This window comes from Pseudomonas sp. MAFF 730105, from assembly GCF_055380705.1.
In genome coordinates, this window is sequence record NZ_AP018438.1 from 1,043,047 (window position 1) to 1,062,818 (window position 19,772).

23 protein-coding genes are annotated in these 19,772 nt (G+C 59.8%); 10 read left to right on the top strand and 13 right to left on the bottom strand.

Annotated elements, in window-relative coordinates; translation table 11 throughout:
• Nucleotides 1-16: 16 nt before the first annotated feature.
• A complete protein-coding gene (locus PCOSP_RS04445) occupies nucleotides 17-355 on the bottom strand; it encodes a DUF3565 domain-containing protein (RefSeq protein WP_139645809.1) in 339 nt (112 codons plus the stop codon).
• Here PCOSP_RS04445 and PCOSP_RS04450 point away from each other — a divergent pair.
• The 3 genes from PCOSP_RS04450 to PCOSP_RS04460 all read left to right on the top strand — a co-directional run bounded on the left by PCOSP_RS04450 (nucleotide 324) and on the right by PCOSP_RS04460 (nucleotide 2,670).
• Nucleotides 324-809 carry an FKBP-type peptidyl-prolyl cis-trans isomerase gene (locus PCOSP_RS04450; protein ID WP_024777507.1) on the top strand — a complete coding sequence of 162 codons (486 nt, stop codon included), beginning with the start codon at nucleotides 324-326 and terminating at the stop codon, nucleotides 807-809. The two genes, PCOSP_RS04445 and PCOSP_RS04450, sit on opposite strands and share 32 nt — an antisense overlap.
• A 103-nt stretch (nucleotides 810-912) precedes the next feature.
• On the top strand, nucleotides 913-1,395 hold the full coding sequence (locus PCOSP_RS04455) for a glutathione peroxidase (RefSeq protein WP_024777508.1): 483 nt from the start codon (nucleotides 913-915) through the stop codon (nucleotides 1,393-1,395).
• Between the two features lie 171 nt (nucleotides 1,396-1,566).
• A complete protein-coding gene (locus PCOSP_RS04460; RefSeq protein ID WP_464710419.1) occupies nucleotides 1,567-2,670 on the top strand; it encodes an NADH:flavin oxidoreductase in 1,104 nt (367 codons plus the stop codon).
• Nucleotides 2,671-2,786: 116 nt separating this feature from the next.
• Here the strand turns inward: PCOSP_RS04460 and PCOSP_RS04465 are convergent, their stop codons facing one another.
• Nucleotides 2,787-3,983 (bottom strand): glycosyltransferase family 4 protein, encoded by a 1,197-nt coding sequence (locus PCOSP_RS04465; RefSeq protein ID WP_175385513.1) that lies wholly within the window; start codon nucleotides 3,981-3,983, stop codon nucleotides 2,787-2,789.
• Between the two features lie 40 nt (nucleotides 3,984-4,023).
• Nucleotides 4,024-4,779: a sulfate transporter CysZ gene (gene cysZ / locus PCOSP_RS04470; protein ID WP_139645815.1), complete on the bottom strand. Its 756-nt coding sequence runs from the start codon at nucleotides 4,777-4,779 to the stop codon at nucleotides 4,024-4,026.
• Nucleotides 4,780-5,087: 308 nt separating this feature from the next.
• Between cysZ and trxB the strand changes: the two genes are divergently transcribed.
• Nucleotides 5,088-6,050 (top strand): thioredoxin-disulfide reductase, encoded by a 963-nt coding sequence (trxB, locus tag PCOSP_RS04475; protein ID WP_003205459.1) that lies wholly within the window; start codon nucleotides 5,088-5,090, stop codon nucleotides 6,048-6,050.
• Between the two features lie 134 nt (nucleotides 6,051-6,184).
• On the opposite strand, the gene PCOSP_RS04480 is transcribed toward trxB, so the two are convergent.
• The 6 genes from PCOSP_RS04480 to folM form a co-directional block, all read right to left on the bottom strand.
• The gene (locus PCOSP_RS04480) at nucleotides 6,185-7,435 is read right to left on the bottom strand and encodes a 2-aminoadipate transaminase (RefSeq protein ID WP_464710421.1); all 1,251 of its coding nucleotides are present in this window, start codon (nucleotides 7,433-7,435) and stop codon (nucleotides 6,185-6,187) included.
• 271 nt (nucleotides 7,436-7,706) lie between these two features.
• Nucleotides 7,707-8,045: a HopJ type III effector protein gene (locus PCOSP_RS04485; RefSeq protein ID WP_175385511.1), complete on the bottom strand. Its 339-nt coding sequence runs from the start codon at nucleotides 8,043-8,045 to the stop codon at nucleotides 7,707-7,709.
• Nucleotides 8,038-8,334: a DUF1244 domain-containing protein gene (locus PCOSP_RS04490; RefSeq protein WP_464710422.1), complete on the bottom strand. Its 297-nt coding sequence runs from the start codon at nucleotides 8,332-8,334 to the stop codon at nucleotides 8,038-8,040. The genes PCOSP_RS04485 and PCOSP_RS04490 overlap by 8 nt, the downstream gene beginning before the upstream one ends.
• Before the next feature lie 93 nt (nucleotides 8,335-8,427).
• Complete coding sequence (folX, locus tag PCOSP_RS04495) at nucleotides 8,428-8,808, bottom strand: dihydroneopterin triphosphate 2'-epimerase (protein ID WP_139645821.1); 381 nt, start codon at nucleotides 8,806-8,808, stop codon at nucleotides 8,428-8,430.
• The gene (gene folE, locus PCOSP_RS04500) at nucleotides 8,809-9,369 is read right to left on the bottom strand and encodes a GTP cyclohydrolase I FolE (protein ID WP_139645823.1); all 561 of its coding nucleotides are present in this window, start codon (nucleotides 9,367-9,369) and stop codon (nucleotides 8,809-8,811) included.
• Between the two features lie 20 nt (nucleotides 9,370-9,389).
• Nucleotides 9,390-10,100, bottom strand: a complete 711-nt coding sequence (gene folM, locus PCOSP_RS04505; protein ID WP_464710423.1) for a dihydromonapterin reductase — start codon at nucleotides 10,098-10,100, stop codon at nucleotides 9,390-9,392.
• 241 nt (nucleotides 10,101-10,341) lie between these two features.
• Between folM and PCOSP_RS04510 the strand changes: the two genes are divergently transcribed.
• Nucleotides 10,342-11,301: a MerR family transcriptional regulator gene (locus PCOSP_RS04510; protein ID WP_464710424.1), complete on the top strand. Its 960-nt coding sequence runs from the start codon at nucleotides 10,342-10,344 to the stop codon at nucleotides 11,299-11,301.
• 38 nt (nucleotides 11,302-11,339) lie between these two features.
• On the opposite strand, the gene PCOSP_RS04515 is transcribed toward PCOSP_RS04510, so the two are convergent.
• Both PCOSP_RS04515 and PCOSP_RS04520 read right to left on the bottom strand, forming a co-directional pair.
• Complete coding sequence (locus PCOSP_RS04515; RefSeq protein ID WP_139645829.1) at nucleotides 11,340-11,945, bottom strand: hypothetical protein; 606 nt, start codon at nucleotides 11,943-11,945, stop codon at nucleotides 11,340-11,342.
• A gap of 52 nt (nucleotides 11,946-11,997) precedes the next feature.
• Nucleotides 11,998-12,471 (bottom strand): PAS domain-containing protein, encoded by a 474-nt coding sequence (locus PCOSP_RS04520; protein WP_139645832.1) that lies wholly within the window; start codon nucleotides 12,469-12,471, stop codon nucleotides 11,998-12,000.
• A gap of 157 nt (nucleotides 12,472-12,628) precedes the next feature.
• Here PCOSP_RS04520 and PCOSP_RS04525 point away from each other — a divergent pair, with 157 nt between their 5' ends.
• The 4 genes from PCOSP_RS04525 to PCOSP_RS04540 all read left to right on the top strand — a co-directional run bounded on the left by PCOSP_RS04525 (nucleotide 12,629) and on the right by PCOSP_RS04540 (nucleotide 16,111).
• Nucleotides 12,629-13,084 carry a flavodoxin gene (locus PCOSP_RS04525; RefSeq protein ID WP_139645834.1) on the top strand — a complete coding sequence of 152 codons (456 nt, stop codon included), beginning with the start codon at nucleotides 12,629-12,631 and terminating at the stop codon, nucleotides 13,082-13,084.
• Nucleotides 13,085-13,218: 134 nt separating this feature from the next.
• Nucleotides 13,219-14,001, top strand: a complete 783-nt coding sequence (locus PCOSP_RS04530) for a class II aldolase/adducin family protein (protein ID WP_464710425.1) — start codon at nucleotides 13,219-13,221, stop codon at nucleotides 13,999-14,001.
• A complete protein-coding gene (locus tag PCOSP_RS04535) occupies nucleotides 14,001-14,912 on the top strand; it encodes an alpha/beta fold hydrolase (RefSeq protein WP_139645838.1) in 912 nt (303 codons plus the stop codon). Before PCOSP_RS04530 ends, PCOSP_RS04535 begins: the two co-directional genes overlap by 1 nt.
• A gap of 287 nt (nucleotides 14,913-15,199) precedes the next feature.
• A complete protein-coding gene (locus PCOSP_RS04540) occupies nucleotides 15,200-16,111 on the top strand; it encodes an SDR family oxidoreductase (protein WP_464710426.1) in 912 nt (303 codons plus the stop codon).
• Nucleotides 16,112-16,155: 44 nt separating this feature from the next.
• Here the strand turns inward: PCOSP_RS04540 and PCOSP_RS04545 are convergent, their stop codons facing one another.
• Complete coding sequence (locus PCOSP_RS04545) at nucleotides 16,156-16,923, bottom strand: N-acetylmuramoyl-L-alanine amidase (RefSeq protein WP_464710427.1); 768 nt, start codon at nucleotides 16,921-16,923, stop codon at nucleotides 16,156-16,158.
• 180 nt (nucleotides 16,924-17,103) lie between these two features.
• The gene (locus PCOSP_RS04550) at nucleotides 17,104-17,361 is read right to left on the bottom strand and encodes a hypothetical protein (RefSeq protein ID WP_139645842.1); all 258 of its coding nucleotides are present in this window, start codon (nucleotides 17,359-17,361) and stop codon (nucleotides 17,104-17,106) included.
• A 614-nt stretch (nucleotides 17,362-17,975) separates the two neighbouring features.
• Here PCOSP_RS04550 and PCOSP_RS04555 point away from each other — a divergent pair.
• Nucleotides 17,976-19,769 carry a DUF1302 domain-containing protein gene (locus PCOSP_RS04555; RefSeq protein ID WP_139645844.1) on the top strand — a complete coding sequence of 598 codons (1,794 nt, stop codon included), beginning with the start codon at nucleotides 17,976-17,978 and terminating at the stop codon, nucleotides 19,767-19,769.
• The last annotated feature ends 3 nt before the right edge of the window (nucleotides 19,770-19,772 follow it).

Sequence of the window (19,772 nt, forward strand, 5' to 3'; positions counted from 1 at the left end):
GCCGTCTACCATCCATTCAGTCACCAAGATTATCGCTAACCGGTGCCTGAGCACACCAGCCGCAATCAAAGGGCTGGCCTATTTTTTCAATACGTTGCGTGGGATCCAGCACCCACGCCCGGGATTGCCAAGGGGGCTGGTGGCGCAGGTGCTGGGTATGCCCGCAGGACAGCTCGGCCACCCAGTGACCCTCCTCGTCCTGATGGAAACCGGTGACCGTCGGTCTGTGTGAGCAAGCCCGTTTGTCAGGGTTCCGTTCGCTTTCGGGCAAATCCTTGTTTAGACTTGTCCGTTCTTCATTCTTATGCAAAAGGTCTCGCCCCATGCTGATCGCCGCCAATAAGGCTGTCTCCATCGACTATACCCTGACCAACGACGCTGGTGAGGTCATCGACAGCTCTGCCGGCGGCGCTCCGCTGGTCTACCTGCATGGCGCAGGCAACATCATCCAGGGCCTGGAAAAAGCCCTGGAAGGTAAAACCACCGGTGACGAGCTGAACGTGACCGTCGAACCGGAAGACGCCTACGGCGAGTACTCTGCCGAACTGGTCAGCACCCTGAGCCGCAGCATGTTCGAAGGCGTGGATGAGCTGGAAGTGGGCATGCAGTTCCACGCGTCGGCGCCGGATGGCCAGATGCAGATCGTCACCATCCGCGACCTGGACGGCGATGACGTCACTGTGGACGGCAACCATCCTCTGGCCGGCCAACGCCTGAACTTCAAGGTCAAGGTTGTCGACATCCGTGATGCCAGCCAGGAAGAAGTTGCCCATGGTCACGTCCATGGCGAAGGTGGTCATCACCACTGATTTCTGCGCTACGCTGAAGTGAACCGGAAAGGCGCCATGGGCGCCTTTTTTAATCGGTTACCTGCCATGGTTGTTTCGAAGATCTGCAAACTTGGAGTTCGTCATGAGTGCTTTTCACGACCTTAAACTGAAAGCCTTGGATGGTCAGGAGCTTCCTCTGGCGCCTTTCAAGGGGCAAGTCGTGCTGGTGGTCAACGTTGCCTCCAAATGTGGCCTGACGCCTCAGTACGCTGCGCTGGAAAATCTCTATCAGCAGTACAAATCCAGGGGCTTCAGCATCCTGGGCCTGCCTTGCAATCAGTTCGCCGGGCAAGAGCCCGGTACCGAGCAGGAAATCCAGGCGTTCTGCAGCAACAATTATGGCGTGACGTTTCCGCTGTCCAGCAAGCTGGAGGTGAACGGTCATGACCGGCATCAACTCTACCGCCTGCTGGCGGGCGAGGGCGCCGAGTTCCCCGGGGACATTACCTGGAACTTCGAGAAGTTTCTGCTCGGCAAGGACGGCCGGGTGCTGGCCCGCTTCTCGCCGCGCACGGCACCGGATGACCCCGCGGTGATCCAGGCGATTGAAAAGGCGCTGGGCTGATCCTTCACCGTTGTAGCGAGGGAGCAGGCTCCCTCGCTACAGGTATTGCGCAAGTTCACTCAATACCCTTTTAATCCTTAATCACTCCAATCAATAGTGCTACCCAGCACTCCCCGCGCTGCATATTATCCTCGTCATATCGACCTGCGACTTTGTCCCGTGGAGTGCCCCATGCCTGTAAAAGCCCTGTTCAAACCTTTCCAACTCGGTACGTTCGAGCTGCCGACCCGGGTGGTGATGGCGCCGATGACCCGTTCCTTTTCGCCGGGCGGCGTGCCGAATGCCAAGGTCATCGAATATTACCGTCGCCGCGCAGCGGCCGGGGTTGGCCTGATCATCACCGAAGGCACGACGGTCGGGCACAAGGCTTCCAATGGGTATCCCAACGTGCCGCACTTCTATGGCGACGCAGCGCTCGCCGGCTGGAAGCAAGTGGTCGATGCGGTGCATGCCGAAGGCGGCAAGATCGTTCCACAGTTGTGGCATGTGGGCAGTGTGCGCCGCACCGGGACCGAGCCGGATGCCAGCGTGCCGGGTTATGGCCCGACCGAGAAGCTCAAGGACGGTCAGGTGGTGGTCCACGGCATGACCCAGACAGACATCGACGACGTCATCGCCGCCTTCGCCCAAGCGGCGAAAGACGCCCAGAGCATTGGCATGGATGGCGTGGAAATTCATGGCGCCCATGGTTATCTGGTGGACCAGTTCTTCTGGGAAGGCAGCAACCAGCGCACCGATGGCTACGGCGGCAGCCTGGCCAACCGTTCGCGCTTCGCCATCGAATTGATCCGTGCCGTGCGAGCCGCCGTTGGCGAAGGATTCCCGATCATCTTCCGGTTCTCCCAATGGAAACAGCAGGACTACACGGCACGTCTGGTGCAGACCCCCGAAGCCCTGGGCGAATTCCTCAAGCCGCTGTCCGAGGCAGGCGTGGATATTTTCCACTGTTCGACGCGTCGCTTCTGGGAACCGGAGTTTGACGGTTCCGAACTGAACCTGGCCGGCTGGACCCGCAAGCTGACCGGCAAGCCGACCATCACCGTCGGCAGCGTTGGCCTGGATGGCGAGTTCCTGCAGTTCATGGTCAATACCGACAAGGTCGCACAACCGGCCAGCCTGGAGAAACTGCTGGAGCGCCTGAGCAATGATGAGTTCGACCTGGTGGCGGTAGGCCGTGCGCTGCTGGTGGATCCGGACTGGGCCCAGAAAGTGCGTGAAGGTCGCGAGCAGGAAATCCTGCCGTTCAGCCGTGAAGCACTGATGACGCTGGTCTGAGTCGCCTGCGCCGACGCCATCGCGGGCAAGCCTTGCTCCCACATTGGATCTTCAGCGGACGGGTCATTTGTGAGCTGCTGATTACCCCGTGGGAGCAAGGCTTGCCCGCGACGCTTTCAGCGATGCGGCACTGCCTGCGGCAGTGTCGATATGGCCTGGCAAGCCCCCCGTAATTGCGCCTCGAACTGCTCGATCACTGACGCCCAACCCTGGCGACTGGCATGCTGACGGGCATTGAGCCTCACGCAACGTAACGTTTCGGACTCCTCCAGCAGCCAACGGGCCGCATCGCAGAACGCTTCCTCATCCCCTGGCATTGCCAGCACGCCGTTGTAGCCATGACGGATGTGCTGTGCCGCGGCGGCCTGGTCATAGGCCACTACGCCCAGCCCGGAGGCCAGGGCTTCCAGCACGACGTTGCCGAAGGTTTCGGTCAGGCTAGGAAAGACGAACACATCCCCGCTGGCATAGTGGCTGGCCAGTGTCTCGCCACGCTGGGTGCCGCAGAAAATCGCCTCGGGCAATTCCTGCTCCAAGGCGGACCGTTGCGGGCCGTCGCCGATCACCACCAGCTTGATCCGCCGCTCGGGGAACGCACTGCACAGCCTGTCGAAACAATGCTTGAGCAAGCCGAGGTTCTTCTCCGGCGCCAGGCGCCCAACGTGGACCACGGCAATGTCGTCATCGCCCAGGCCCCAGCTTTCCCGCAGGCTGACCGAGCGCTTGACCGGATGGAACAACTGGCTGTCCACGCCGCGGGACAACAGCGTAACGCGCTCGAAATGCCGCCGCTCCAGTTCCAGTTGCTGGCTGAGACTAGGCACCAGGGTCAGATTGGAGCGGTTGTGGAACCAGCGCAGGTAATGGGTGAGTACGCGACTCAGCAACCCGAGGCCGTACTGCCGGGTGTATTGCTGGAAATTGGTGTGGAAGCCACTGACCACGGAGATTCCCAGGCGTCGCGCCGCCCGCAGTGCCGATAAACCCAGCGGCCCTTCGGTGGCGATGTACAGCACATCGGGCCGCTGTCGCTTCCAGCGCCGCAACAGCTTGTGCATGGACACCTGGCCCCACTGCAACCCCGGATACCCCGGCAACGGCCAGCCCCTGCACAACAGCAACTCGTCACTGGCCTGGCGTAGATCGGTAGCCTGCCGCGGACGCACCAGCTCCACCCGGTGCCCTCGGGCACGCAGGCCCTCGTGCAAGCGGCCCAAGGTATTGGCCACGCCATTGATTTCCGGCGGGAAGGTTTCAGTGATAAGGGTGATATGCAGGTGTGTGCTCATGACCCCAGTGTCGACCGGGGCCATTTCGCCAGTGTGACGCCTTGATGATGGATTTGTGACCGGTTCAGCCTTGGCGGGCCAGCGCCGTCTCGGCACCTTGCTCGCGCACCCAGAACAGGGTCGCTCCGGCCACGGCCGCTGGCATCATCAGGATGTTGACCACGGGGATCAGCAGCGCCAGGTACACGCTGCCGCCAAAGCCGAGGCTCTGCCAGCGCTTCTGGCGCAGCCAGGCGAGCATTTCGTTCCAGCCCAGCTTGTGGTTGTCCGCCGGGTAGTCGATGTACTGGATCGCCATCATCCACACGCCGAACAGCAACCACAGCGGTGCGGCCACGAGGTTGACCACGGGAATGAACGACAGCACGAACAACCCCAGGGCGCGGGGCAGGAAGTAGCCGAGCTTGCGTGCCTCCCGGGCCAGGGTGCGTGGGATCATGGCGACCAACTCACCCCAACTGAAGGGTGGGAAGTCATCGGTGCCACGGACCACCACCTCGACTTTCTCCGCAAGAAAGCCGTTGAACGGCGCGGCGATGATGTTGGCGAGCATCGTGAAGGTAAAAAACACCATCAGCACCACCAGCACCACGAACAGCGGCCAGAGGATATAGCTGAGGAAGCTCAGCCAGTCCGGCAGCGACGGCATCAACGTGTCGACCCACAGGCTGAATTGATGGCCGGCCAGGTAGATCAGGCCGACGAACAATACGAGGTTGATCACCAGCGGCAACAATACGAACAAACGCAGGCCCGGACTCAAGACCAGCTTGAGGCCTTCTTGCAGATATTGCGGGCCGGACAGGACGGGGGCGGGCATGGGAAGCTCCGAGAGAAGATGAACGCGCCGACCTTACCGGCTTTGCCCGACGCGGGAAAGCGTCTACATGGCGTGTAACAGGTTTATTGAACGGGCTGCTCTATTGAAAGCTCTACCCGATATAGAACTCGCCTATGAGCTGGATTGTTAAACCGTATTTCCTTAATCTTCGCTCCCTCGATACGCTGCACCCATTCTTTTTCAGGACCGTCGAACCAAAGCCTTCCCCAAGTGCGTCAACGGTCCTTTTTATTCCCGCCGCTCACCCGGCGCTCCGGCCCCAAGGGGCTGGTCAACTGGAGCAGGTCATGTCTGAAGTTCGTCATTCGCGGGTCATTATTCTCGGTTCCGGCCCTGCCGGTTACAGCGCCGCTGTTTACGCGGCTCGTGCCAACCTCAAGCCACTGCTGATCACCGGCATGCAGGCCGGCGGTCAACTGACCACCACCACCGAAGTCGACAACTGGCCGGGCGATGTCCACGGCCTGACCGGCCCGGCGTTGATGGAGCGCATGAAAGAACACGCCGAGCGCTTCGAGACCGAAATCGTCTTCGACCATATCAATGCCGTGGATTTCGCCGCCAAGCCTTACACCCTGACCGGCGACAGCGCGACCTACACCTGCGACGCCCTGATCATCGCCACCGGTGCCAGCGCCCGTTACCTGGGCCTGCCGTCGGAAGAGGCCTTCATGGGCAAGGGCGTTTCCGCTTGCGCCACCTGCGACGGTTTCTTCTACCGCAACAAGCCGGTCGCCGTGGTCGGTGGCGGCAATACCGCTGTCGAGGAAGCCTTGTACCTGGCGAACATCGCCAGCACGGTCACCCTGATCCACCGTCGCGAAACCTTCCGCGCCGAGAAGATCCTGATCGACAAGCTCAATGCTCGCGTGGCCGAAGGCAAGATCATCCTCAAGCTCAATGCCACCCTGGACGAAGTGCTGGGTGACAACATGGGCGTGACTGGTGCCCGCCTGAAAAACAACGACGGCAGCTTTGACGAAATCAAGGTCGACGGCGTCTTCATCGCCATCGGCCACACGCCGAACACCTCGTTGTTCGAAGGCCAGTTGGAACTCAAGGACGGTTACCTGGTGGTCAAGGGCGGCCGCGACGGCAACGCCACCGCCACCAGCGTCGAAGGCATCTTCGCTGCCGGTGACGTGGCCGACCACGTCTACCGCCAAGCCATCACCTCGGCCGGCGCCGGCTGCATGGCGGCCCTGGACACCGAACGTTACCTGGACGGCTTGCAGAACGCTTCGTTCTGATTTCAGCCTGAGAGCAAGCGAAGCACCTGTGGGAGCGAGCCTGCTCGCGAAGGCGGTAAATCAGTCAACATTACGCTGACTGTCTCACCGCTTTCGCGAGCAGGCTCGCTCCCACAGTGTTTTGTGTGGTCTGTTCAGCTCAGCTTCGCCAGGCACGCTTCGAGAATATCCAGACCTTCCTCCAGCACCGCCGGCTCGGTCGTCAACGGTGCCAGCAAGCGGATGATATGGCGCGACTTGCCACTGGGCATCAGCAGTAGACCCGCGTCCCGTGCCAGGGCCAGCAACTGGGTCAACTGCGCCGCTGCCGGGGTACCGTCGGCGTGGGCCAGTTCGATGCCGCGCATTGCGCCGACACCCGTCAGGCGGCCCAGGAATGGCGTCAGCCCCCGGCGGCGCCATGATTCGTAGCGGCTGACAATCGCCTCTTCCTGTTGCGTGCCCCAGGCGTGCAGGTGCGTGTCGGTCATTTCCTCCAGGGTCGCCAATGCGGCGGCGCAGGCGATTGGGTTGCCGGAATAGGTGCCGCCCAAGCCACCCTTGGGCAGGTTGTCCAGCAAAGCCTTGCGCCCCACCACCGCACCCAGCGGGACACCGCCGGCAATGCTCTTGCCCAGCAGGATCAGGTCGGGCTCGATGCCCAGTCGCGAGAAGGCAAAACGCTGGCCGGTGCGCCCGAAGCCTGACTGGATTTCATCGATGATCAGCACGATGCCCTTGTCGTCGCAGAACTGTCGCAGGGCCTGGGCGAAAGGGATGTCCAGCGCCAGGAAGCCCGCCTCGCCCTGTACCGGTTCGACGATGAAGCAGGCCACATCGTTGACGTCGATCTCCACGCTGAACAGCCGCTCCATGGCCTGCAAGGCTTCTGCGCAGGTCACGCCGTTGTCCTTGCTCGGATAGGGCAGGTGATAGACCGGGCCGGGCAGTACGCCGATTTTCTGTTTGTAGGGTGCGACCTTGCCATTGAGGTTGAGAGTGGCCAGGGTGCGCCCGTGGAAGCCGCCGTCGAAGGCGATGACGGCGGTGCGGCCCGTGGCCCCGCGCACGATCTTCAGGGCGTTTTCCGCAGCCTCCGCGCCGCTGTTGGTGAGCATGCCGCTGATGGGGTAGTCCACTGGGACAAACGCTGTCAGACGCTTCATCAATTCGATATAGGGCGCGTGGGGAGCGGCGTTGAAGGCATAGTGAGTCAACCGGGTGGCCTGCTCGCGAATGGCCTCGACGACGCGCGGATGGCAATGGCCGAGGTTCAGCACGCCTATGCCACCCACGAAGTCGATATAGCGCTTGCCATCGGTGTCCCAGACCTCGGCGTTTTTGCCGTGGCTGAGGCTGACGGGGTGCACGATGGAGATCGATTGGCTGATGGTTTCGCTGCTCATGGGTGACGGCTCGAAGGAAGAAAGGATTTCCTTTATCTAAGCCGTGAGCAGTGGGGGCCGGCAAACGAAATAAAGTTGCCGGGTCAATCTTAAAAGTCGGGATGTGTGCCAATGCCAAGGGAAACGAAGTGCCTGTGGCGAGGGGATTTATCCCCGCTGGGCTGCGAAGCAGCCCCAGGCGCCAATCGCGATCAACCTGACACGCCTGGGTTGGCAGTTAGGGCCTGCTTCGCAGTCCAGCGGGGATAAATCCCCTCGCCACAGGCGGGGATCAGCGGCGTTGCAGGGGCTGGGCCGCGAACTTCACGCCCGCCAGGCCATGGACCATCAGCGCGCGGATATTGCCGTGGTCGCTGCCGTCGGGAGTGTTCAGCACCGAGCGGTAATGTTCGCCGAACGCCAGCAGCGCTTCTTCGTCGCTCAAGCCTTCGAGCAAGGCCAGGCCGAGGGTCTTGCAGGAGCCTTCGTTCTGTCCGGCCGCGTTTTCCACGCCGCCGTTGATGAAAGCCTGGGGCTGATAGTCGTAGCCATCGGCAATGAAGGCCAGGGTATCGGCGAAAGCGTGTTCGCCACTCTGGAGGCGGGTGCGCAGGGTTTTCAGATCAGGCATCGGGTTTTCCTTTGGCGAACGCCGCTTGTTGCTCGACGCTGGCTTCTTGCTGGTATTGGGCTTTCCATTCGGCGTACGGCATGCCATAGACCCTTTCACGGGCGTCATCGAGGCTGACCTCGATCTGGCGTTCATCGGCAGCAGCCTTGTACCACTTGGACAGGCAGTTGCGGCAGAAGCCGGCGAGGTTCATCAGGTCGATGTTCTGCACATCCTTGCGGCTGTCCAGGTGGGCAACCAGCCGACGGAAAGCGGCGGCTTCGAGTTCGAGGCGTTGTTGGTCGTTCATGGCGGTCTCTGCAAGACAGCTTCAAGGGACAAGCTTCAAGCTGCAAATGGATTGCGGTCAGGCTTGAAGCTTACAGCTTGAAGCCTGTAGCGGCTACGCAGTCGCTCGGCTGGCCGCCAAAGTGATCGACACCGACTCGGCAAAACGCAAGGCGTGGGGTTTGTCGACTTCGACTTCGGCGTATTGCACCGACTCGTTGCTCATGACCAGGTCCAGCAGCTCTTGGGTCAGGCGTTCCAGCAGAGCGAAGCGATTGCCTTCCACATGGGCGATGATCGCTTTGGTGATGGTGCGGTAGTTCAGCGCGTGATCGATGTCGTTGTCGCGTACCGCTTCCTGTGCCGGGTAAAGGATGGTCAGGTTGATCAGGACATCCTGTTTGTTGAGGATTTCATCCTCGTTGATCCCGATGAAAGTGCGCAGGCGCAGGTCCTTGACCCGGATGCGCGCCATGGCTGGCTGAAGTTGTGGCATTTACTTGCTCCGTCGAATCAATTGCAGGAACTCCTGGCGAGTGGTGCTGGACTCGCGAAAAGCCCCGAGCATCACTGAAGTGTTCATGGTCGAGTTCTGTTTTTCGACACCGCGCATCATCATGCACATGTGCTGGGCCTCGATGACCACCGCGACACCGGCGGCCTGGGTAACCTGTTGCACCGCGGCGGCGATTTGCCGGGTGAGGTTCTCCTGGATCTGCAGGCGGCGGGCGAACATGTCCACCAGCCGCGCGATCTTCGACAGCCCGAGAACCTTGCCCGTTGGAATATAAGCCACATGGGCCTTGCCGATGAAGGGCAGTAGGTGATGCTCGCACAGGGAATAGAGTTCGATGTCGGCGACGATCACCATCTCGTCGCTGTCCGAGTCGAACAGGGCGCCATTGACGATCTGCTCGACGCTTTGCTCGTAGCCGTGGCAAAGGTACTGCATGGCCTTGGCGGCACGAACCGGTGTGTCCAACAGGCCTTCGCGGTCCGGATCTTCACCCAGGCCGATGAGGATCTCGCGGTAATTCTGGGGCAGGGATAACGCCATGATGGATCCTCGCAGCAAGGCTATTTGACGTGCCGCCCGCCGTTGACGGTCAGGGTCGTGCCGGTGACATAGGGGTTGTCCAGCAGATACCGCAGGCTCTGGTAGATGACTTCGCTACCGGGCTCGATGCCCAACGCCGATTTGGCCAGGGTCTTGGCTCGATAAGCCGCGTCGTCTTCGGCCTTGAACAGTAGCAGGGCCGGGGCGATACCGTTGACCTTGATCGCCGGTGCGAACTTCGCTGCGAACGACAGGGTCAGGCTGTCGAGTCCGGCCTTGGTGGCGCAATAGGCGATGTGTTTGCTGCTGCCCTTGCGGGTTACATCGTCGCTGATGTGCACGATATCCGCGGGAGTCGAGCGCCGTAGCAGCTCGGCACAATGCAAGTTGATCAGATATGGCGCAAGCATGTGCACGCCGAACATGGCATTGAAGGCCGCCGATTCGTTGCCTGGCGTTTCGACCAGCCATGCCGAGGCGTTGTGCACGATGGCCCGCAGCCGGTCCGTGTGCTGCTTGAGCTGTTCGATGAAGGCCAGGATCCCGTCTTCGCTGGAAAAATCGGCAAACATCGCTGTTGCTCCCAGATCCCGGAGCGTCTGCACACCTGGACGCTCGGTGCGATAAGTGACGATGACCGGATGACCGTCCTCCAGCAATCGGCGGGCGCAGTGCAAGCCGACACGCTGGGCTGCGCCGGTGAGCAGGATAGGGGCGTCGGTACTGGGCATGGACGGACTCGGTTCACAACAGAAGCAAAACTATATCAGTGACTGCGGGATGTACCTATTTGTAGCGGCTGAGCTCATGGGCTGGGCCTGTCGCTCAAGCGTTCGTCATGGCGACACGCCACGAATAATGTGTGACAAAAAACAACAAACTGATGTATCGAATGGGTTTGCTCTTGTCATCGTATGACCAAGAGGGAGTAAACTGGGATCCAATTTGCCAGTCGGGCCTGTTGGACAAAAAATGAGCGTAATCACCGACGATCAGTTCGTTTTCCAAGCGGCAGCGGGCCTGGAGCGCGAAGACCTGTTTCCCATCCGTGAAGTTTCGCGGCTCACGGGAGTGAACCCTGTGACCCTGCGCGCCTGGGAGCGCCGCTACGGTCTGATCCAGCCAACCCGTACCGAAAGCGGTCACCGTCTGTATTCCCTGGGCGATATCGACAAGGTACGCAGCATCCTTTCCTGGATCGAACGCGGGGTCGCTGTCAGTAAAATCAGCAAGATCCTGAGCAAGACCGAATCGTTGCAACCGGTTTCCGTGTTGATTCCATCGGATCTGGTGAGGGTCGACTACGCGCAATGGCAGCGCCAGATCGCGGTCGCGGTCGCCAACTTTGACGATGTAGAGCTGGATCGCATCTATGGGCAGATTTTTTCCAGTTACGCAGTGCCAATCGTCTTTCAGCGCATCCTGATGCCGCTCTGGCGGCAATTGCTGCAACGTCAGCAGGAGTTCGGACAGACCAGCGAATGGCTGTTTTTCGACGGATTCCTGCGCTCGCGTGTCGCGCAACGACTCCTGCTCAAGCGCGAGGACCGGTCGCGACGCGTCCTGGTCAGCGCTATCGCCGGTCAGTGCCGTGAGCTGGAGCTGCTGGTGACGGCGCTGTATGTGTCGAAGGCGGAAGTGGGCATCAGGTTGATGACCGTCGGCCAGCCATTCGACGAACTGACCCTGGTATGCCAGAAGACTCAACCTCTGGCGCTGGTACTGGTGTCCAACCATGTGCCCGTTGCCGAATTGCCCAAGCGTATGAACAGATTGGCGATGAGCCTGGATTGCCCGTTGATGCTGGCCGGCGATGCGTCCGACCTGATGCAGGAAAGCCTGGCAGGATCATCGATCGGTTGCCTGGGCAATGACGGAACAGTGATTCACCAGCGCTTGCGCCAGTTGCTGGCAGGTACCCTGGATACGTAGGTAGCTCATTCGAGTACTCGAATCAACCAAACAGGCCGCTAGAGATGCATGGCCGGGTGAGACAGGCGATGCTGCTGGAGGATGTACTGACGCAGGCGTTCGGTTTCGTCCTGGTCGTTCTGGTTCAAATGGTAGGCATACAAGCCTTGCTCGGTTTCCCGTTCGAAGGTCCCGCGCAACGAAATCCTTTCGTAGCCTGACGGGCTGAACCACAGGACGAATTGTTTCGGCGGTTTGGTACGGCTGCGGTTTTCCAGCAACACACCCTTGCAAGACACTTCGTGGACCCACAAAGGCCCTGGCTGACCCTTGGCATTTTCAAGTGCCACCGGCTCTTCGAGGGCCAGGCGCCAGGGGCGTACTTTCGGTCCGTCCTCGTAGATACTCGGTACACCCAGGCGCAGGTGCATCGCGTGGAATTCATCCTCCACAAGCTGCAACGGGAAAGTCATTTGCTGGTTTTCGAAGCTGGCTTGCAGCGTCACCTGCTCATTGGCCGCCAGACGCGTCAGCAAGTCACGGATCTGCGACCCGCTATTGACCAGCAGGCTGGATGTCACATCCCGTTCATTCAATTGCGGGATGTGTTGCATGGTCCGGATAAAGTCCAACTCATCCTGAGTCAGAAGCGCGTCACGTTGCATGGTGTACTCGAAATGATTTTGCGTTTTCACTGGTGATTGTAGTGAATGACCGTTAATTCGTCGTTTTGTTTGCGCCGTTCGTCGCATCGAGCCGGGCAATCGTCGCACGGGCTTCGGCCAATTCCTTTTCCAACTGGACGACGCGTTGCTGCGCCTTGACCTGGGCCGTCACGTCTTTTTGCACACCCACGAAATAGGTGTGGCCATCCGCCTCGTTTTTTACCGTGGACAGTGACAATTCATTCCAGAACGGCGTGCCGTCCTTGCGATAGTTGCGAAGGATTTCCCGACAAGCGCCGCCTTGATCCAGGGTCTGGCGAATTCGCTCCAGGGAGGGTTGATCGCGATCACCCGATTGCAGGAAACGGCAATCCTGATAAAGGATCTCGTCGCGGCTATAACCGGTCAGCCGTTCGAAGGCCGGGTTCACATAGATCAGAATATTGTCTTCGCCTTCCTTTTCAGCGATGACGATTCCGTCATTGGAAGCATTTATCACCAGTTGCATCAATTGCGCATTGATCATGGAGCACGTCCTTTTTAGCCCATGTAAGTACCGCATTATTGGAAGAACCTGGCGCGATGTCTACTGGCCATTAGTTCTTATCGAGCGTCAATCGTAGCCTTGCGGCTCAGCCTGTTACTATCGCGCTTCTCTTTTATTCAGGCTCAGGACCAGATTGATGAAAGTCGCCATCCTTTCCGGCTCGGTGTACGGCACCGCTGAAGAAGTCGCTCGACACGCCGCCAAGCTGCTCGGTGATGCAGGCTTTGAAACCCTGCACAATCCGCGGGCAACCCTGGCCGATATCCAGGCATTAGGCCCGCAGGCCGTGTTGGCTGTGACATCCACCACCGGCATGGGCGAATTGCCGGATAATCTGATGCCGCTGTATTCGACAATACGTGACCAACTGCCGGCGTTTTTTCGCGGCCTGCCGGGTGCGGTGATCGGCCTGGGGGATGCCAGTTATGGCGATACCTTCTGCGGCGGTGGCGAGCAGATGCGCGAGTTGTTCGCCGAGCTGGGCGTGCGCGAGGTGCTGCCGATGTTGCGCCTGGATGCCAGCGAGAGTGTCACCCCGGAAACCGATGCCGAACCCTGGTTGGGCGAGTTGATCGACGCGTTGCGTGGTTGAGGAAGGCGGCGGGCCCTGCCGGTGACCCGCTCGGCCATTAAGCTGGCTGCCAAGGCAACTACCGTCGCGGTAAGGGCTGACTAGACTCATTCTCTTGTGCCAATACCTATAACGATAAGCCCGAGGTCAGAGCCGTGAGCATAGCGCCCATCCAACCGACACTCAGCATCAAGGACCAGGTCAGTGCCGCTGAATGGCAAACCCGTATCGATCTTGCCGCCTGTTACCGGCTGGTCGCGCTGCATGGCTGGGATGACCTCATCTTCACCCATATTTCTGCGAAGGTTCCCGGCACCGAGGACTTTCTGATCAACCCATTCGGGTTAATGTTTCATGAAATCACTGCGTCGAGCCTGGTCAAGGTCGATCAGGCCGGCCACAAGCTGATGGACAGTCCCTACGAAATCAACCCGGCCGGCTATACCATCCACAGTGCGGTGCACGAAGCACGGGACGATGTCGCCTGTGTGCTGCATACCCATACCGCTTCCGGCGTGGCGGTATCGGCCCAGAAACAAGGCGTGTTGCCGATCAGCCAGCAGTCATTGTTCGTGTTGTCGAGCCTCGCCTATCACGCTTATGAAGGCGTGGCCCTGAATCATGAAGAGAAGGCCCGCTTGCAGGCAGACCTGGGGAACAGCAGTTTTCTGATGCTGCACAACCATGGGTTGCTGACATGCGGTGGCACCATCGCTGATACCTTCCTGATGATGTTCACTTTCCAGCGGGCCTGCGACATCCAGGTTCTGGCCCAGAACGGCGGGGCTGAGCTGATAGCCATCGAACCGAACGTACTGGCCGGTGCCCGGGCGATGATTGCCGGGGTGACCAAAAGCGCCCAGGGCATGGGCGGTGCGCTGGCCTGGCCGGCGTTGCTGCGCAAGCTCGATCAACAAGACCCGGGCTACAGAAACTGATGCCCATGGTCCAGATTCCGCTGCGTATCTGGCGCCAGCGCGGCCAGACATTCCTGTTCCGGGGCCACACCATCCGGTATTGGGTGGCGGGGCATGGCGAGCCGCTGCTGTTGATCCACGGTTTCCCCACGGCCAGTTGGGACTGGCATTACCTGTGGCAGCCATTGGCACAGCGTTATCGCGTGATCGCCTGCGACATGCTCGGTTTCGGCGACTCCGCGAAACCGACGGATCATGTCTACAGCCTGCTGGAGCAGGCGGATCTGCAGCAGGCATTGCTGGCGCATCTGGATGAGCGGCAAGCGGTGCACATTCTGGCCCACGATTATGGTGACAGCGTGGCTCAGGAACTGATCGCCCGGCATTGTGAAGCACGCATCGAAATCGCCAGTTGTGCGTTTCTCAACGGGGGCCTGTTTCCGGAAACCCATCGTCCGGTGCTGGCGCAGAAGTTGTTGCTCAGTCCGTTGGGCTGGCTGGTAGGTCGTGCGTTTTCACGCGAAGGCCTGGCCAGGAATTTTCGGCAGATCTTTGGCCCCTGGCGTGGCCCCAGCGAAAGTGAACTGGATGATTACTGGAGCCTGGTGAAAAACCACGACGGCCCACGGATCATGCACAAACTCATCCGCTACATTCCCGAGCGTCGCGTACAGCGTGACCGCTGGGTGCAGGCGATGCAGCGCGGCGAGGTTCCGATGCGGGTGATCGACGGCGCGTTCGATCCGATTTCCGGCGCGCATATGGTGGCGCGCTATGAGGCCCTGATTCCGAATGCGGATACGGTGCTGCTGCCCGATATCGGGCACTACCCCCAGACTGAAGCCCCCGTGCAGGTGCTCAAGCATTACCTGGCGTTCCGTGAGAACCTCGCGGCGCCAGTGCGGCTGCGGGCCTCGGTGAAGTGTCTGTGACTGCCGGCTCCCTATCGCGAGCAGGCTCGCTCCCACCCTGTCCGGGGTGAACCTGATACCTGTGTCCACCGCCAGTCCCCTGTGGGAGCGAGCCTGCTCGCGATAGCGCTGGGTCAGCTTGCCTCGATGGTGGATCTGCCGCCGAACCCGGTTCGGGTTGAATCCGGCCCCCCGCATCATCCCCTCACCTTATCGCCTACCATTCACTCGCAACCGTGTTGATTGTGACCGTCCGCCCCGTGCCTGACACTCAGGCTTTAAATCCTCGGCCTGCTGGAGTTCTGCCCATGAGTGAGTCTGTGCGCTTCGAAGATAAAGTGGTAATCGTCACGGGAGCCGGCGGTGGGCTGGGGCGGGCCCATGCGCTGCTGTTCGCCAGGCAAGGCGCCAAGGTGCTGGTCAATGACCTCGGCGGCTCCGCGCAGGGGGAAGGGGCCAATGCCTCGGCGGCGGATCGGGTGGTCGCTGAAATCCGCGAAGCCGGGGGCATCGCCGAGGCGAACCACGATTCTGTTACCGATGGCGACAAACTTGTGCAAAACGCCCTCGACGCGTTTGGCCGGGTCGATGTCGTGGTGAACAACGCCGGCATCTTGCGGGACAGGACTTTCCACAAAATGGACGACGCCGATTGGGACCTGGTCTACCGCGTCCACGTCGAGGGCGCATACAAAGTCACCCGTGCCGCCTGGCCGCACCTGCGTGAGCAAAATTATGGCCGGGTAATCTTCACCGCTTCCACGTCCGGCATCTACGGCAACTTCGGCCAATCCAACTACGGCATGGCCAAGCTCGGCCTTTATGGCCTGACGCGTACCCTTGCTATCGAGGGCCGCAAAAACAACATCCTGGTCAACGCCATCGCCCCCACCGGCGGCACGCGCATGACCGAAGGCCTGATGCCACCGCAGGTGTTCGAACAGCTCAAGCCCGAATTCGTCAGCCCGTTGGTGGTGTACCTGGCCAGCGAAGCCTGCCAGGAAACCTCCGGGTTGTTCGAAGTGGGCGGCGGCTGGATGGGCAAAGTACGCTGGGAGCGCAGCCTCGGCGTCGGGTTCGACCCAAGCAAAGGCTTCTCGCCCGAAGACGTTGCTGCCCATTGGCAACAGATCTGCGATTTCGACAACGCGGTGCATCCCAATGACAACCTGGAAGCGTTGAAGGAAATGATGGCGAATATGCAGCGTTACGCCGTGTAACGATTATTGCCTGGGCCGGTTGTCGTTGCCGACGATAACCGTGCTCAGGGAAAGTACTTCTTGACCAGGGCTGCCAGGTTCGCCGCGGTCTCGATGTCCATCACCCCGTCATGTTTCGCCGGCCGAAAGTGCAACTGGAAGGCGCGTACCAAGCGCTGGAAACCCGTGACCGTCGTGGCCGCTGTCGTGTCATACCCATACTTCCTGAACAGCCCCAGCAGATGTTCCCGCGTTGGTACGCCTGTGCATCGGTAGGCCTGCAGGAAAGACTGTTGCGTGCAGTCATCGAACCACGCGCCGATGCCTTTCGAATACAAAGCATGCCAGGGAAACATCGGGCCCGGGTCACTCTTGCGCCCGGCGGCGATGTCCGAATGCGCCACGACATTGACCGGGCTGATATCGGGATAACGCCCGAGTATGTCGAGGGCCAACTGCTCCACTGCTTCGATTTGCTGCGGCGAGTAAGGCGGAAAGGTGAATGTTCCCTGGTGATCAGCGGCCAGATTGACGATTTCGACTCCAATGGACGTGTCGTTCAAATTGTTGCGATTCCCCCAACTGCTCACCCCTGCGTGCCAGGCACGCTTGTTTTCGTCCACCAGATTGAAAATCTGCGGCTCGTTGAAACCTGCTTCCGCATAACTCGGGTCAGTGAAGTCCGGAACCAGGTAATGGGCGCTGACGGAGGCGCCGGTCAGTGCGCTGATGGAAGATGAGAAATTGGCGGCCGTGTAATGGAAAACCAGAAAGCGAATGCGGTTGTTGTGGCCTTTGTTTGAACGGTAACGGGTGGAATTTATCGGGTACATAAATGTGCTCATTGATAATTGAAGGGGTCGAAGCTGCGCGCTTCGATTAACTTCAGACTAACAATGATCTTCAAATTGGCTTGTAGTGAGGGTCTTGGTCTTTTGTAGGAATTGGCGTTTGGTTTGTGGGGTTCTATAACCTGGAGATAAAGAAATCGCTGTACAGGCAGCGGCTAATGGTTAGGTGTATCTTTTTTCAAGAAAGAATTTTGGTGCTTTCCAGTTGGGGCCCTTAATGCAAAGACCTTTTTTGCCGTTTGCCAGGACCCCTGTTTTGAAAAGCTTAGTGTAAGTTCTTTCAAGCTCACCATGCTGTATAAGCTTAATGTTATGGCGTCTGATCATCATGTCCAAATGTGGGGGCGCTTTCAATAGTGCAAATACTGTGACGATTTCTTCTAATGGCTCATTCTTGATTATTTGCTCAATGGTGTTCATTAAACTCTCCTTTCAAAAGTCTGATCCATCCCTGATCGACGAATAAAGACTATAAATTCGATCCTGAAAGTTGGGCAGGTGAGAGATTCCGAAGGTGTTGTAGGAAACAAGAAATCTCACGCCGGAGAAAACCGCGCCGCAGAACTCAAGTCAGCTTGGGTACCCATCTGGAAACCATTGATATAAAAAAGGCCGCTGCAAAAAGCAGCGGCCTGAAGATGACGTTGCAAAGGAGCCACAAACCAACGTCGGTAAGCACGGGGTGATGGATCGATAATCCATCCGAATGACGGTGCGCCAGGCGTGAGGGATGCCATGGCGGGTGCTTGCAGGCCCGTTACCCTGAAAGCCCGGCCAGCATAGGGATCGGGCGCATCGGGAAACAGACCGGATCCGGACATGCACTGTTACGGCGCGCGCAACAGTCGAAACGAAGCGCCGAACATGCATTGCACTGATGGGCCACTATCCAGCCCATCCATGGCGTGTGCAAAGCCCCGTCTTGTGCGGGCAATCATCCTTTCGAGCGACAACGTGAATACCTCCTTGGTGCGCTTATCGCCCATGACGGGCGGCAGTAGGGTGAAGTCTCTGTCACTCACCGGGGAAGACGCATGACAACAATAACAATGCGCGCCATCTTCAAGCCGCAGGCGCTGGCCGTTGCGGTGGCCTTGGGCTGCTGTGCCCAGGCTCAGGCTGTCTCATTCAACATTGGCGAGATCGAAGGCCAGTTCGACTCCTCGCTGTCCGTGGGCGCGAGCTGGGGTATGAGCGATGCCAACAAGGACTTTATCGGCACGGTCAACGGCGGTCGGGGCCAGGCTTCCACCGGTGATGATGGGCGGCTGAATTTCAAGAAGGGCGAGACCTTCTCGAAGATCTTCAAGGGGCTGCACGACCTCGAACTCAAGTACGGTGATACCGGCGTGTTCGTGCGTGGCAAGTACTGGTATGACTTCGAGCTGAAGGACGAAAGCCGTCCGTTCAAGGACATCAGCGACAGTAATCGCAAGGAGGGCGCCAAGTCCTCAGGGGCGGAGATTCTCGATGCCTTCGTCTATCACAACTATTCCATCGCCGATCTGCCGGGCACCGTGCGTGCCGGCAAGCAGGTGGTCAGTTGGGGGGAGAGTACCTTCATCGGCAACTCCATCAACAGCATCAACCCGGTGGACGTGTCCGCATTCCGTCGCCCGGGTGCCGAGATCAAGGAAGGCCTGATTCCGGTGAACATGCTGTTCGCCTCCCAAGGCCTGACCGACAAGCTCACCATCGAGGGCTTCTACCAGTTGGAGTGGGACCAGACGGTGGTCGACAACTGCGGCACGTTCTTCGGCAATGACGTGGTAGCGGATGGCTGCACCAGTGGCTATACCGTGGGCAGCCCGGCTATCGCGCCGTTCGTACCGCTGACCCAGGCGTTCGGTCAGGGGATCGAGGTGTCCAGCGAAGGCGTGGTCATTCCTCGTGGCGGCGACCGTGATGCCCGTGACTCCGGCCAGTGGGGCACGGCGTTGCGCTGGCTTGGTGATGACACCGAGTACGGTCTGTACTTCATGAACTACCACAGTCGCACGCCTACGGTCGGTACCACGACGGCGGGAGCTTCAACCCTGGCGGCTCTACCGGGAATGGTTGCGATTGCCAACGGTCTGGCTCCGGGCAGCGGTGCGGGGCTGGCGCAAAGCGTGATGCTGGGTCGCGGTCAGTACTACCTGGAATACCCCGAAGACATCCATCTGTACGGTGCCAGCTTCTCCACCACGCTGCCCACCGGCACCGCATGGACCGGTGAAATCAGCTATCGCCCCAACGCTCCGGTACAGCTCAATACCAACGACTTGACCCTGGCCTTGCTCAATCCGATTGCCGGTGGAGCAGCCTCACCGATTGCAACCAGGGCCGGCGCCGACAACACCGGCTACCGCCGCAAGGAAATCACCCAGATCCAGAGCACCATGACGCACTTCTTCGATCAGGTGTTGGGCGCGGACCGCCTGACCCTGGTGGGCGAGGCGGCGGTGGTGCATGTCGGCGGGCTGGAGTCCAAGGACAAGCTGCGTTACGGCCGCGATTCGGTCTACGGCCAATATGGGTTCAACGGTGACACTGATGGCTTCGTCACCTCGACCTCATGGGGCTATCGCGCCCGGGCGATCCTCGACTACTCCAACGTCATCGCCGGCATCAACTTCAAGCCCAACATGTCCTGGTCCCATGACGTGGCCGGCTACGGTCCCAACGGTCTGTTCAACGAGGGCGCCAAGGCCGTCAGCCTCGGCGTCGATGCCGACTATCGCAACACCTACACCGCCAGCCTGAGCTACACCGACTTTTTCGGCGGCGACTACAACGTCCTCAAGGATCGCGACTTCCTCGCGTTGAGCTTCGGCGTGAACTTCTGATCT